Origin of the sequence: Bradyrhizobium sp. SZCCHNR2028 (assembly GCF_032380995.1) — a bacterium.
Classification (GTDB): Bacteria; Pseudomonadota; Alphaproteobacteria; order Rhizobiales; family Xanthobacteraceae; genus Bradyrhizobium.
Genome location: NZ_JAUHJF010000006.1, coordinates 51,343 through 64,859 on the forward strand (window position 1 = coordinate 51,343; position 13,517 = coordinate 64,859).

The 13,517-nt window shown below is 65.4% G+C and carries 11 protein-coding genes and 1 pseudogene; 4 read left to right on the forward strand and 8 right to left on the reverse strand.

Going from position 1 to position 13,517, the window contains the following annotated elements; translation table 11 throughout:
- The first annotated feature begins 204 nt into the window (after positions 1-204).
- Together QX121_RS12260 and QX121_RS12265 are read left to right on the forward strand one after the other, a co-directional pair.
- Positions 205-999, forward strand: coding sequence for a thermonuclease family protein (locus QX121_RS12260; protein ID WP_409999333.1), 795 nt, complete (start codon positions 205-207; stop codon positions 997-999).
- 48 nt (positions 1,000-1,047) lie between these two features.
- A complete protein-coding gene (locus QX121_RS12265) occupies positions 1,048-2,514 on the forward strand; it encodes a M48 family metalloprotease (RefSeq protein ID WP_315735734.1) in 1,467 nt (488 codons plus the stop codon).
- A 401-nt stretch (positions 2,515-2,915) separates the two neighbouring features.
- Here the strand turns inward: QX121_RS12265 and QX121_RS12270 are convergent, their stop codons facing one another.
- The 5 genes and pseudogenes from QX121_RS12270 to QX121_RS12290 all read right to left on the reverse strand — a co-directional run bounded on the left by QX121_RS12270 (position 2,916) and on the right by QX121_RS12290 (position 9,809).
- Positions 2,916-3,746 (reverse strand): CarD family transcriptional regulator, encoded by an 831-nt coding sequence (locus tag QX121_RS12270; RefSeq protein WP_315715249.1) that lies wholly within the window; start codon positions 3,744-3,746, stop codon positions 2,916-2,918.
- 502 nt (positions 3,747-4,248) lie between these two features.
- Positions 4,249-4,587: a ferredoxin FdxA gene (gene fdxA / locus QX121_RS12275; RefSeq protein ID WP_315715248.1), complete on the reverse strand. Its 339-nt coding sequence runs from the start codon at positions 4,585-4,587 to the stop codon at positions 4,249-4,251.
- A gap of 128 nt (positions 4,588-4,715) precedes the next feature.
- Positions 4,716-4,982 (reverse strand): annotated as a pseudogene (locus QX121_RS12280) (RNA-binding S4 domain-containing protein); the annotation flags it as partial.
- A 61-nt stretch (positions 4,983-5,043) separates the two neighbouring features.
- Positions 5,044-8,583, reverse strand: a complete 3,540-nt coding sequence (locus tag QX121_RS12285) for a helicase-related protein (protein ID WP_315783282.1) — start codon at positions 8,581-8,583, stop codon at positions 5,044-5,046.
- Between the two features lie 446 nt (positions 8,584-9,029).
- On the reverse strand, positions 9,030-9,809 hold the full coding sequence (locus QX121_RS12290) for a DUF3108 domain-containing protein (protein ID WP_315735736.1): 780 nt from the start codon (positions 9,807-9,809) through the stop codon (positions 9,030-9,032).
- A 641-nt stretch (positions 9,810-10,450) separates the two neighbouring features.
- Between QX121_RS12290 and rpmB the strand changes: the two genes are divergently transcribed.
- Entirely contained in the window at positions 10,451-10,759 is a 309-nt protein-coding gene (gene rpmB / locus QX121_RS12295) for a 50S ribosomal protein L28 (protein ID WP_315735146.1), read from the forward strand.
- A gap of 341 nt (positions 10,760-11,100) precedes the next feature.
- A complete protein-coding gene (locus tag QX121_RS12300) occupies positions 11,101-12,363 on the forward strand; it encodes a DUF2235 domain-containing protein (RefSeq protein ID WP_315812052.1) in 1,263 nt (420 codons plus the stop codon).
- A gap of 60 nt (positions 12,364-12,423) precedes the next feature.
- Here the strand turns inward: QX121_RS12300 and QX121_RS12305 are convergent, their stop codons facing one another.
- The 3 genes from QX121_RS12305 to QX121_RS12315 form a co-directional block, all read right to left on the reverse strand.
- Positions 12,424-12,672, reverse strand: coding sequence for a hypothetical protein (locus tag QX121_RS12305; RefSeq protein WP_315775675.1), 249 nt, complete (start codon positions 12,670-12,672; stop codon positions 12,424-12,426).
- A gap of 157 nt (positions 12,673-12,829) precedes the next feature.
- Positions 12,830-13,066, reverse strand: a complete 237-nt coding sequence (locus QX121_RS12310; protein WP_315775676.1) for a transcriptional regulator — start codon at positions 13,064-13,066, stop codon at positions 12,830-12,832.
- A 127-nt stretch (positions 13,067-13,193) separates the two neighbouring features.
- Positions 13,194-13,400, reverse strand: coding sequence for a cold-shock protein (locus QX121_RS12315; RefSeq protein WP_315735153.1), 207 nt, complete (start codon positions 13,398-13,400; stop codon positions 13,194-13,196).
- Positions 13,401-13,517: the final 117 nt, after the last annotated feature.

Genomic DNA, 13,517 nt, shown 5'->3' on the forward strand with positions numbered 1-13,517 from the left:
AACAGCGACGCCGCCGCGCCGCGGATGGTTCTGGTCATAGATATCCTCCCTGCCGGGCGCATCGCTACATGGCGACGGCCTCTTTGATAGTTCGCATCATGGCGTACGTGGCCGCAGGCGGCAAGCGCTCAGCACGCTCAGCAAAAGCATCGCCGGTCGCCGCTTTCCGCTCAGTGGAATGGAAATTTCGTGCGATGATGCAGCATGACGAGAGAGCGCAGGATGCGGAGCAGATGGAGGCTGATTGCGCTCGGCGCGAGCGTCGCGACCATCGCGATGATGTCGGCGAGTCACGCCTCGCCGTGCATGTTCGCCGAGCTCGGCGAAGGACACGTCAGCGAGATCATCGATGCACGCAGCGTCCGTCTCGACGACGGTCGCGAGGTCAGGCTCGCCGGCATCGAGGTGCCGCCGGAGGAGCAGCGCGCGGCAGCGATCGATGCGCTGGGCGTGCTGCTGCGCGGCCGCGACGTCGTGCTGCGCGGCGAGGACGACACTCCGGACCGCTACGGCCGGCAGCGCGCCTTCGCCTTCGTGGCCGGTGCGGACCAGCCGGTGCAGAGCGAGCTGCTCCGACAGGGCGCCGTGCTGCGCGGGATCGACCTGCCGGACCGGGATTGCGCCCTCAGCCTGGGTGCGGCGGAAGCCGAGGCACGCAGCGCCGGACGCGGTCTCTGGAAGATTGGGACCGTCATAAAAAACACGGAAAGTCCAGACGATATTTTGTCTCGCCTAGGGCAATTTACGGTTGTCGAAGGGAAGGTGTTGTCCGTACGACAGACGGGGACAACAACTTATCTGAACTTCGCTCGTAGCTGGACACGGGGCTTCGCGGTGACTATTCCAAAGCGTATGATGGCGGTATTGGAAGGTGCCGGCGTCGACGTCAAATCACTTGCGAATCGACAGGTTCGCGTGCGCGGTTGGATCGAAGCGCATGCGGGTCCGAGACTGGAACTGACGCAGATCGCCCAGATCGAGATTTTGAGCGGGAATTGACCGCTAAGGTACGTGAGTAGCGACGTGAGCCTGTCTGTTCGAAAGCGCATGACGGTGATGAACTGCGGTTCGTGGATCGCACCGGCGTTGCTGTGCCTGGGACTGGCGTTGTCCGGTTGCAGCGACATGGGCAAGTTGCAGCAGGCGACGGCGCCGATGCCGACGCCGCGGCCGAAGCCGGCGATGGTGCAGACGACGCCGGCGAGCGATCGCGAGCACGAGCGCATTCTCGCAACTTATGGCGGCGCCTATGAGGATCCCCAGCTCGAGGGCCTGATCGGCAAGATCGTCGACCGGCTGGTGGCCGTGTCCGATCGGCCCGACCAGGGCTACAAGGTCACGATCCTGAACTCCGGTGCGGTCAACGCCTTCGCGCTGCCGACCGGACAGCTCTACGTGACGCGCGGCCTGATCGCGCTCGCCAACGACACCTCCGAATTGTCGTCGGTGCTGAGCCACGAGATGGCGCATGTGCTGGCGCGCCATGCTGCGATTCGCGAGGACCAGGCGCGGCAAGCCGCAGTGGTGACCCGCGTCGTCTCCGACATGGGCAACGATCCGGACCTGACGGCGCTGGCGCTCGCCAAGACCAAGCTGACGATGGCGAGCTTCTCTCGCACCCAGGAGTTCGAGGCCGACGGCATCGGCGTCGGCATCTCCGCCAAGGCGAAGTTCGATCCCTACGGCGCGGCGCGCTTCCTGAGCTCGATGGAGCGCAACGCCGAGCTGAAGGCCGGCAAGGTGGCGATCGACCCGCGCGCGCAGGACTTCCTGTCGTCGCATCCGGCGACGCCGGAGCGGGTGCAGAACGCTGCCGCCATCGCCAAGCAATACGTCTCCCCCGAGGCCAGGGAGCATGACCGCGAGACCTACTTGGCTGCGGTCGACAACATCGTCTACGGCGAGGACCCGAGCGAGGGCTTCGTGCGCGGACGGCGCTTCCTGCATCCGAAGCTCGGCTTCACCTTCCAGGCGCCGGAGAACTTCACGCTCGACAACACCGCGCAGGCCGTGATTGGCGTGCGCGAAGGCGGCGCCCAGGCGATGCGCTTCGACGTGGTGCGCGTGCCGGCCCAGCAGACGCTCGGCGACTATCTCAATTCCGGCTGGATGGAGAACGTCGACAAGTCGGCGACCGAGGAGCTGACGATCAACGGCTTCCCGGCGGCCTCGACCTCGGCGAGCGGAGATCCCTGGCAGTTCAAGGTCTACGCGCTGCGCGTCGGCAGCGACGTCTACCGCTTCATCTTCGCCTCGCGCCAGAAGACCACCGAGAGCGAGCGCAATGCGCGGGAGACGGTGAACTCGTTCCGCCGGCTCAGCCTGGAGGAGATCCAGTCGGCGCGGCCGCTGCGCATCAAGGTGATCACCGTGCAGCCGGGCGACACGGTCGAGTCGCTCGCGCACCGCATGACCGGCGTCGACCGCCCGGTCGAGCGCTTCCGCGTTCTCAACGGCCTCGACGCCCGCGCCCAGGTCAAGGTCCGCGACCGCGTCAAGATCGTGGTGGAGTGACGGGCTGAGGGACGGATTCCCCGCTTGCTCCGGCGGGTTGATACCATGCCAGGACGGCCACACCACAACTGTCGTCCCGGGCAAGACCGGCAACGCGACAGCGTTGCCGGGCGCCGACCCGGGATCCATAACCACAAGTGCAAATGGCTTGAGCGCTGGAGCTCCAGCGAGCGTCCTTGCAGGCGCCCGGGATTATGGGTCCCGGCGTTCGCCGGGACGACAGCGGAGCAAGTGCGACCAGCGCCCCACCTTCGCACGCAGTCCATCGCCAACTCGCGAACGGCGAGCACGTCTACACCATGGCCATGAAGCGGTGCCGTCGACGTGCATCCCAAACAAAAAGCCCGACCTTTCGGCCGGGCTTTCGTAAGCAACTAATTGGAAAACGCGCTAACGGTCGATCAGGCGGCCTCGTCGGCCACGGCGGTGTCGTCGCCGTCGATATCATCGCCCTCGGCGTCGGCATCACCTTCGGCGACCGCATCGGCTTCGGTCTTGGCACCGCGGCGCGGGCTCTTGGCGAGCTGCGTCTCGATCTCCTTGACGGCCTCGGTCTCGGTCGAGTGCTGCACGACGGCGATCTCGCGCGACAGACGGTCGAGCGCCGCTTCATAGAGCTGGCGCTCGCTGTAGGACTGCTCGGGCTGCGACTCCGAACGGTAGAGATCGCGCACGACCTCCGCGATCGCGACGATGTCGCCCGAATTGATCTTCGCTTCGTATTCCTGGGCGCGGCGAGACCACATGGTGCGCTTGACGCGGGCGCGGCCCTTCAGCGTCTCGAGCGCCTTCTTCACCAGCGCCGGGTCGGACAGCTTGCGCATGCCGACATTGGCGACCTTGGCGGTCGGCACGCGCAGCGTCATCTTGTCCTTGATGAAGTTGATGACGAACAGCTCGAGCTTGGCGCCCGCGATCTCCTGCTCCTCGATGGCCAGGATCTGGCCGACGCCGTGAGCCGGATAGACGACGAATTCGTTGGTCTTGAAACCCTGGCGCTGGGTCGGCAGCTTCTTTTCCTCGACGCGCGGCGCGGCCGCGGCGGGAGCAGCCGGCTTGGCGGCGACAGCGGGCTTGGCAACAGGGGCAGCAGCGGCAGGAACGGCGGTCTTGGTGGCAGCCTTGGGCGCAGCGGCGGCCTTGGCAGGCGCAGCCTTGGCAACAGAGTCCTTTGCAAGAGTGGTCTTCGCGGCGGATGCTTTCGCGGCAGTCTTGGCAGTCTTTTCAGGCATTGCGCTTCTTTTGTTCTTAGTGGACTTGGCAGCCGAGGCCTTCGCGGCAGCCCGAATCTCCTTTACAGGAGTCCGGGCACGGCCCTTGGAAACGCTGCGGCTGGCCGCGGCGGCTTTTTTTGTACTCTTGGAAGCACTCTTTTTACGCGTTTTCTGTGACACAGCCTGCGCGCGGAACTGCCACGCCCCTGTTTGATGTTGCGGGAACCTAAAAGGGCGGCCAAAAAAGGTTACGCATGGCCGGGTTCGGCTCTGAGAATGTGCTATATATAGCACATTTGCCGCAAAAATCAATGATTTAGAGGCCGCAGGGGCGGTATTGTGACGGATCCACGAAGTTAGGGTTAAGTGAAGCGTGCCGGAATAGAACAACTCGTGCAGCGCGTCCCGCTCGCCGCAAGAGGTGTTCTAGGCCATTGTTTCCGCGTAACGATTTCGATCGGCGCGACGGCGCCCCGCAGGCCGGTGCGCGCTGGTGAACGCGCAGGTCGCGAGACGACCGTCAGTCTCCGGCGCCGGGCTTCGACGAAAAATATTTCTGGAACTTTCCATCCTCGCCGTCGTGCTCCTTGGCGTCGGCCGGCGGGTCCTTCTTCTGGGTGATGTTGGGCCAGGACTTGGCATATTCGGCGTTCACGCCCAGCCACTTCTCCAGCCCCGGCTCGGTATCCGGCTTGATCGCGTCGGCCGGACATTCCGGCTCGCACACGCCGCAATCGATGCATTCGTCCGGATGAATGACCAGCATGTTGTCACCCTCGTAGAAGCAGTCTACCGGGCAGACCTCAACGCAATCGGTATATTTGCACTTGATACAGTTTTCGGTGACGACGTAAGTCATCCAAGGCTCCGGAACGGATCGACAATTCGGCTGGCTTGGACTAGCGCAGGACGTGTTGTGCCGCAAGTGAAGCGGGGCGAAGAACTGAACCGGAAATTGCTCTGGCGCAATCGATCTGGCGCAATCCATCAGGACCGTCCGCCATCCAGATCATCGTACAGTCCGCGCACGGAGGCGGCATCGCCGCGGCGCTCGGCAAAGCCGGTCACCTTGAGCACGCGCACGCTGCGGTCGAGCGCGATGGTCAGCACGTCACCGGTCTTCACCCCGTGGCCGGGCGACGTCTCGCGCACGCCATTGATCCGGACATGGCCCGACGACACCAGTGCCGCGGCGCTGGTGCGCGCCTTCACCAGCCGCGCATGCCACAGCCATTTGTCGAGGCGCTGGCGCTCTGACGGGGTGCCGGACGTCGGCGTTGTCCTTCCAACCTATCTTGCCAACCGATCTTGCCGCTCAATCCTTGCGGTTGTTCGCCGCGAGCTGCTCCTTGAGCGCGGCAAGCTTGGCGAACGGCGAGTTGGGATCGACCGGACGATCGCGATCCCGGCCTCCGCCGCCACTCGAGGCGTAGGGCCGCAGCGCCGGACCGCCGTCGCGCTTGTCGCGACCGCCCTTGCCGAAGTCGCGGCCGCCGCGTCCCTCACCACCGAACTTGCCGCCCTTGTTGCGATCGCGGTTCTGGTCGCGCCCCTTGGCGTCATGGTCGCGGCGCGGCCCGCGCTCCTCACGCGCCGGCGCTGATGCACCCTCGGCTGGAGCCGCACCAGTCTCCGGCGGGCCCTTGCGGAAGTCCTTGCCGAACTCCTTCATCCGGTCGCGCCGGCCCTGGCCGCGATGATGGCGCTCGCGCGCCTCGCCGCCCTCGGCCGGGGTCGTCCCAGCGGCCGCCTGGCCGCGCTCGTGCTGCGGACGGTTGGGCCGGCCGCGATGATGATGGTCGTGGCGCGGCCTGCGCTCCTCCGAGCGCCCGCCCGGCCGCCAGACCTCGACCAGGACGGGCTCGGCGGCAGCAGCGGCCTCGGCCGGAGAAGCCGCGGTCGCGGTAGATCCAGCAGCAGCTTCAGTCCCGGCAGCTTCAGCCGAAGCATCGCCGATGCTTGCTGCCTCGTGCGCGACGACCTCAGCGGCTTCTGGCTGCGGCGCATCCGCAGCAACGGCGGTTTCCGCCTCGGCGACGACGCTTTCGGCAACCGTCTCGGCCACGGACGCCTCGTCCGCCGCATCCGGCGTGACGAAATCGACGGTCGGCAGCGATGCCAGGGCCGACACCGACGCGGTTTCCGCCTGCTCCTCGCCGACCGCCGCGGGCACGGCGACGGTCTGCTCGGTCACCGGAGCGACGGCGGCCTCCGCGACGGTAGGAACCTGCTCGTCGGCCGGCTCGCCGGCGACAGGCGCGAGGTCCTCGCCCGGCACGGCCTGCGCTTCTGCCGACTCAGCCGGAGCGGTTTCCACAGCAGCAGCCTCGGCAGCAGCAGCCTCGACGGGCTTCTCAATCGGCTTGGGCGGCAGGGGCGGACGCTTCTCCATGCGATAGCCGAGCGCGCGCAGGATCGAGGCGAAGTCCTCGCCGGCCGAGCCGGTGAGCGAGGTCATCGCCTGCGTCACCACGAAGCCGCGGCCGTCGAAGGCGCCGGCGGGCTTTTCGCCCGGTGCATTGTCGCGCCAGGCCAGGGCGGGACGAATCAGGTCGGCCAGCCGCTCCAGGATGTCGACGCGCACCGCGCGCTCGCCCGCCTGCTTGTAGCCGAGCACGCGATAGGCATCGCGCGGCAGCGCCTTGTCGACCGGGAACGAGGTCCGGCCCGAGCTCGCCAGATGCTGCGCGCCGGTCAGCGCGGACATGTCGACATTGCCCTGCTTCTCGGCCCACAGCAGCGCAGCGAGCGCGCGCGCCGCCGGCTTGAGCAGCGCCGGGACGTAGATGTGATAGGCGCCGAAGCGCACGCCATATTTGCGCAACGTGGCGCGCGACGGCTGGTCGAGATCCTTCATCTCGGCCGCGATCTTGGCGCGCTCGATGACGCCGAGCGCCTCCACCAGTTGGAACGCGATGCCGCGGCCGATACCGGTGATGTCCTCGGCCTTGGACAATTCGAACAGCGGGCCGAGCAGCTTCTCGATATGCGTCTTCAGCCAGAGATCGAGCCGCGCCTGCACCTTGTCACGCGCAGCACCCGTCAGCCGCTCGTCGGCGATGATGCGCAGGCGCGGATGCAGAGCGTCGTCGGCCGCGACCAGCTTCGCGACCGCGTCGCCGGTCCAGCGCACCGTGCCGTCGGCGGTGAGCACGATGTGCTCGTCGGGCGCGCTGGACAGCTTCTCGGCGCGCGCCTCGATCTCGCCGGCCAGCGCCTTCTGGGCAGCAGCCTGCAAGGCCTTGGCCTCCGAGCCGGCTTCGGCGGCGTCGGGCGCGAAGGTGAATCCATCCAGACGGCCGATCGCGTGCCCTTCAACGATCACTTCGCCGGTCTTGCCGATTTCCGTATTCAAAACACTGTTCTCCCGCAGGCGCCGCATCAATACACTGGTACGACGATCAACGAAACGCTCCGTGAGCCGTTCATGAAGGGCGTCTGACAATTTATTTTCGAGCTCGCGGGTAATCCCCTGCCAATAATCAGGGTCGCGCAGCCAGTCTGGCCGGTTGGCCACGAAGGTCCAGGTACGAATCTGTGCAATCCGCCCCGACAGCGTGTCGATGTCGCCATCGACGCGGTCGGCCTGATCGACCTGTGCGGCGTACCAGGCGTCCGGAATACGCCCCTTCTGCATCAGGAAGCCGAACACGGTGGTCACCAGCTCCGCATGGGCGGCCGGCGACAGCCTGCGATAATCGGGGATCTGGCAGGTCTCCCAGAGACGCTCGACCGCGGCCGCGCCATGCGCCATGTCGCGCACCTCGGCGTCGCGCGCGGCATGATCGAGCACGCGCAGATCCTCCGCGATCGGCGCGCGCGTCAGCGCCTCATGCCCCGGCGCGATCGCCAATGAGACCTGAAGCGCGCTCAAGGACGCGAAATCAAGCCTGGAGTTCCGCCATTGCAGCACCTTCACGGTATCGAAGGTGTGGTTCTGGAGCGCATTGACCAGCTCGGGCTCGAACGGCGCACAACGCCCGGTGGTGCCGAACGTGCCGTTGCGCGTCGCCCGTCCGGCACGGCCCGCGATCTGGGCAAACTCCGACGGCGTGAGCCGGCGGAACTGATAGCCGTCATATTTGCGGTCGGACGCAAAGGCGACGTGGTCGACGTCGAGGTTGAGCCCCATGCCGATCGCGTCGGTGGCGACGAGATAGTCGACGTCGCCGTTCTGGAACATCGCCACCTGCGCGTTGCGGGTTCGCGGCGACAGCGATCCCAGGACCACAGCGGCGCCGCCATGCTGGCGGCGGATCAGCTCGGCGATGGCGTAGACCTCGTCGGCCGAGAAGGCCACGATGGCAGTCCGGCGCGGCTGTCGCGTGATCTTGCGGTCGCCGGCGAATTCGAGCTGCGACAGCCGCGGCCGCGTCACGGTCGATACGCCCGGCAGCAGCCGCTCGATGATGGGGCGCATCGTCGCAGCCCCGAGCAGCAGCGTCTCGTCGCGGCCCCGCCGGTTGAGGATGCGGTCGGTGAAGACGTGGCCGCGCTCGAGATCGGCGGCGATCTGGATCTCGTCGACGGCGAGGAACGACACGTCGAGATCCCTGGGCATCGCCTCGACGGTCGACACCCAGTAGCGCGGGTTCTTCGGCTTGATCTTCTCCTCGCCGGTGATCAGCGCAACGGCCTCGCTGCCGACGCGATCGGCGATCTTGTTGTAGACCTCACGCGCGAGCAGCCGCAGCGGCAGTCCGATGATGCCGGAGGAATGCGCGAGCATGCGCTCGATCGCCAGATGCGTCTTGCCGGTGTTGGTGGGGCCGAGAACGGCGGTAACGCCGCTTCCGGGAGCACGGTCGGACGCGCGCTCGAAAGGCGAGGCTGCCGAAGAAGACGAAAAAGCCATTCGTTAAATTGGGTCTCGAGGCCGGCGTTGCAGGCGCGCGGGTCAGGCGCGATGGATGCTGGATTTATCGTCGTTCTGAGAGGCTGCGATCCTCACACCTGTGTCACATTGCTACGCATATAGGGACGCAGCTTAAGCTTCGGAACGCCTTGAGAACGAATCACGCCCGAATCGCTGACTCCAGCGCCTTTCCGGCTTCGTTCACCGCAACATCTCGCGCCGCGCGATCAAGGCAGCACTAGATCAAGTTTTCACGGTCTCGACAAGCAACGCTTTCGCGAGGGAACTGGCGCTGTTTTCGAGCAGACCCGAGTCGAATCAGAATCGGCGAAGAGTCAAACGGATTCACGCGAGCCGTCGTTCAGGCCGCGCGCCGGACACATGCTGGCTTTCCGGGCGGCCTCGCAATGACGGCGCCGGCTGGACAACGAGGATTCCGCCGCGCGCTACTGCGTTTTCGCGACGTGCGGCGAGGCCTGGGTGATGAAGGAGGTCGCCTCGAGCATCGCCTTGCCGAAAGAGGTCGGAATCACGACCCGGAACGGCACCAGGATGCGCGTGCCCGCGAGCGGCACGAAGAAGATCTCCATGTTGCGGGCCTGGGCGAGATATTTGATCACCGGCCGGTCCGGGATGTAGCCCGCAACCGGCGTGAAGTAGACCGCGCAGACCAGCGCCGGACCACGATAGCCTTTGTCTGCCTTGACGTTCTCCATGCGCTTGTAGTCGAGCTTGAGCTCGTAGCGCATGCGGCCGTCGAACACGGGCGCAGCGCCGCGGCACGAGTCCGGCGACAGCAGCTCGCCATTGCCCGGCACCCGCACCAGCGAGGCCGTCATCGGATCGAGCACGCCGCGCTTGTGGGCATCCGTTACCGGGATGCGGTCGGGATCGACCGGCGGCGTCGGCTCGATGGCGAAATCCTTCACGGTGCCGTTCTGCAGATTGATGCGGATCTGCTCGGACTTCTTTCCCGTGGTGGTCGAGGCCTGGTAGCTCTGCCCGACCAGGGCGCCGTTGACGACGCGCCCCTGCACCGACCCGGTGCCCGATCCTTGGGAGAAGCTCTTGAGCAGGCCCGCGGTGCCGCCCTGAGCTGCGGCGCCGTACTGATCATCCCCGATTTCGACCGCCCAGGTGCCCTTGCCGACGGGGATGCCAGCCAGCGAAGCCTCATATTGGGCGTCCAGCCGGGCCTGTGCCCAGGCGCCGTGGGGGGCCAGCAGCAGGAGCGCCGCGATGGAGCCGGCCACCGCCAGGCGCCGGAAACGGAAGAAGGCCGTGCTGTTGGTCACGTCGAAATGGTCCTGCCGATCCGCTTGTCGGGCCCCGGCCCCTGTGCCGCGCCACTGCTGTTACTTACGCCAAAAACGCTCCTGAACAACGCGAACCGGTCACATCCTGGCCGATTGTCCAGCGCTTTACGTCCGGCTCCGCTTCCGGCGAAGCCGCATCGGGCGGCCCAAACTCCCCGTGAGCCCCTGCAATCCGCCGGGCTCGACGGGCCGATTTGACGCGCCATCGCGCGAACGTCCACTCATCACGCCCGAATACGCCCTTTATGTGGTCTCCGGCGATCGGCTATGATGTTGATTGTACGACGTCTTTCGGAGAAAAACGGCCATGCGGACGCCTATGGCCGGACGCCGTGCCGCGGGCGCAAATACCGCCGCCGTGAAGCGAGGCAGCCCTGCGATTCGGCGCGTGGCTAAGGGGCCACCGGCCCCATCCCTCAAAACCTTGACGAAAAGCCGCATCCCCCCTATAGGACCGCATCTCCCAGAGACGAGCTGGACGAGTTTTGGACCCCCGCGGCCCGCCGACACAGGCGGACGAAGGGTGCGGGGATGAGAGAGGATTTACTGCCATGTCGCGGCGCTGTGAACTGACGGCCAAGGGCCCCCAGGTTGGCCACAAGGTCAGCCACTCCAACATCAAGACCAAGCGGCGCTTCCTGCCGAACCTGTGCAACGTGACCTTTATCTCGGATGTACTCGGCCGCAACGTGCGCCTGCGCGTCTCGACCAACGCGCTCAAGAGCGTCGACCACAATGGCGGCCTCGACGCCTATCTGCTCAAGGCCAACGCTGCGGCGCTGTCGCCGCGCGCGCTGGAGCTGAAGCGCGCCATCGAGAAGAAAGCGGCGGACGCTGCCCCGGTCGCCAAGGCGAGCTGAGAGAGCAAGCCGAAATCCACGATTGATGCAGAAGCCGGACGCGTCACAGGCGGGGCTTCGAGCGAAGCGAGATATCGAAACGGCCGGATCGAGAGATCCGGCCGTTTTGCTTGCGGATGCCGTGACCAGCCGACAACTCTGGACACGGCAGCCGGCGCGGGGCGACCGGACACGTCGAGTGACCATCCGTTCGTACGGCGGCGCCATTCAATCACTTCGCTATGTCCGTCGCGCGGCGCGCAACAGCGACCCAGACGAAGTGCCATAGGAACCGACCTCCCCAACACCAGCCCGATGCTCTACACTCGTTGCGGTAGCATTATCGCGGACATTCCTTTGTCATGAAGAATATTGTCATCTGCTGCGACGGCACCGGCAACGAGATCAGCGAAAACATCTCGAACGTGCTCAAGCTCTATCGCTGCCTGCGCAAGACCGACAAGACGACGCCACTCCAGGCCGTGTTCTACGATCCTGGCGTCGGCACCCTGACACAGCCGGACAGCTGGCATCGCTTCAGGGCCAATTTCAACATGGTGCTGGGGCTCGCCACCGGGTACGGCCTCGACGACAACATCATCAGGGCCTACTGCTTCCTCGCCACGCATTACCAGCAAGGCGACCGCATCTTCATGTTCGGCTTCTCACGCGGCGCCTACACCGTGCGCGTGCTTGCCGGACTGATCCACAAGGTCGGGCTGATCTCGCCCGATCAGATCAATCTCGCCGGCTCGGGCGTGATCGCCTACAAGAAGTACTCCTCCGACAATCCGAAGGCCGGACGCGGCATCACCACCGAGGTCGAGAGCACCGAGGAGGAAGGGCCGATTCCCGAGAGCCGCGACGACCAGGCCGCGCAATTCGCGCGCATCACCTCGACACGCTGGCCAACGATCCATTTCGTCGGCGTGTGGGACACGGTGGCCAGCGTCATCGTGCCGCGCACCGACCGGTTCCTCGCCCTCCCCAGCCTCGAGGAGCTCGCCTTCTCGATCGAGAACCCGAGCGTGAAGATTTTCCGGCAGGCCGCTGCGATCGACGAACGGCGCTGCATGTTCCGGCTGAAGCCGTGGAACATGCCGCAGACCTTCACGCCGAACCGCTTCAACAAGGCGCATGCTGGACCGCAGGACGCCAAGCAGGTGTGGTTCGCCGGCGTACATTGCGACGTCGGCGGCGGTTATCCCGAGGCGCAGTCGGCGGTCTCGAAGTATCCGCTGCTGTGGATGATCGACGAGGCGGTCGAGGCGGGGCTGGCGGTCAATCCGCGCACGGTGAACCAGCTCGCCTGGGGCGTGCAGCGCAAGAACAGCCCGTTCTCCTATGTGGCGCCGAGCATCCAGGGCCCCCTGCACGATTCGATGAGGCCGGCCTGGCGGCTGCTCGAATGGCTGCCGAAGAGCGCGACGTACAAGGAGTGGCCGGAGCGCAAGGCGCGTTTCGGATTCTACATTCCGAATTGCGAGCCGCGCTTCATTCCCGAGGGCGCGTTCATCCACGAGAGCGTGCTGATGCGGATCGCGGAAGCGCAGGACTACCGGCCCGTCAATCTGCCCGCGTCCTATGAGCGCGTACCGCTTCCGGTCAAACAGAAGGCGGAGTAGCAGCAACAGCGCGTTGCGGGTCGAGCAGCGTCTTCGGAGGCTCGCGCGTGGCGGATCGCCTCAGATCATGCGCAGATGGATGACGCCGTCGGTCACCTCGCCACGGGCGAACTGCTCGCGCGCCATCTGCTCGAACGCCGTGCGGTTTCGCTGCAGATAAGCGAACGCCTGATTGCGTGTGCCGAAGCAGGTCTCGAGATGACAGACCTGCCGCGTAGCGCCGATTGCAAGCGCAAATGCGATCGTCTGGCCTCCACGCTGCGTCTCGTCCTTTGCAATGCGAACGTCTGTAGCTGTCAACTTGGCCACGTCAGCCTCCTCGGTACGAAGGTCGGATCTGTACGCGGGACGCGGTTGAGGCGTAATGATCAGGCATGGATCGCCCGTGTGTTCGAGCACCAGCAACGGATCTGAAGTTCCGATAGTTCCACCGGCAGCCGACGTCGGAAGGCGAGATGAAGCAGCCCTAGCGAGCGACCTTCTTCCGCCGCTTCGGCGCAGGCGCAGCAACAGGACCCGCTTGCGCAGCTTCCGCTTCCTTGGCGAGCCGCAACACGCGCAGCCGCTCCATGTTCTTGCGGACCGCCGTCGCGCGCTGATCCCATTCGGCGCGCGCCTTCGCCCCGTCCTCGGCGGCGACGCGCTGGCGCTCTGACCGCGCAATGCTTTCGGGGGAGCGTTCTGACATCTTCTTGGTGGCCATCGACTGATCCTTCCGGAGATGCGGGTTACCGTCGAGACGCAGAAAGCCCGCTCAATACAGGATCGAGCGGGCAAACCAGCCATTTCAGTACATCCGTGAAATGGCCCAAGACGTCAGATCAGTACGATCAGACCAGCGCGAGATTTTCTGCGCTGGTTTTACCGCGCATCTTGTCCGTCTTGACCTCAAAACTGACTTTCTGGCCTTCAGCCAAGCCAGCGAGACCAGCGCGTTCAACCGCGCTGATGTGAACGAACACGTCGTTCCCGCCATCCTCCGGCTGAATGAAACCAAAGCCCTTCTGGCCGTTGAACCACTTGACGGTACCCTGCATGTCTATCTCCAAATCATTAATCGCGCGACCATCACGCGATCCTCATTCAACTGAGCGATGACTTTTGGAAATAGCCCACAGGCACATTCAGAAAGGCACAGCGGCTAATCGAACTAC

Bases quoted from the DNA above. Each gene is read 5' to 3' on its own strand.
- QX121_RS12260 (WP_409999333.1), top strand. From the start codon at position 205: ATGACGAGAGAGCGCAGGATGCGGAGCAGATGGAGGCTGATTGCGCTC.
- QX121_RS12265 (WP_315735734.1), top strand. From the start codon at position 1,048: ATGACGGTGATGAACTGCGGTTCGTGGATCGCACCGGCGTTGCTGTGC.
- QX121_RS12270 (WP_315715249.1), bottom strand. From the start codon at position 3,746: ATGCCTGAAAAGACTGCCAAGACTGCCGCGAAAGCATCCGCCGCGAAG.
- fdxA (WP_315715248.1), bottom strand. From the start codon at position 4,587: ATGACTTACGTCGTCACCGAAAACTGTATCAAGTGCAAATATACCGAT.
- QX121_RS12285 (WP_315783282.1), bottom strand. From the start codon at position 8,583: ATGGCTTTTTCGTCTTCTTCGGCAGCCTCGCCTTTCGAGCGCGCGTCC.
- rpmB (WP_315735146.1), top strand. From the start codon at position 10,451: ATGTCGCGGCGCTGTGAACTGACGGCCAAGGGCCCCCAGGTTGGCCAC.
- QX121_RS12300 (WP_315812052.1), top strand. From the start codon at position 11,101: ATGAAGAATATTGTCATCTGCTGCGACGGCACCGGCAACGAGATCAGC.
- QX121_RS12310 (WP_315775676.1), bottom strand. From the start codon at position 13,066: ATGGCCACCAAGAAGATGTCAGAACGCTCCCCCGAAAGCATTGCGCGG.
- QX121_RS12315 (WP_315735153.1), bottom strand. From the start codon at position 13,400: ATGCAGGGTACCGTCAAGTGGTTCAACGGCCAGAAGGGCTTTGGTTTC.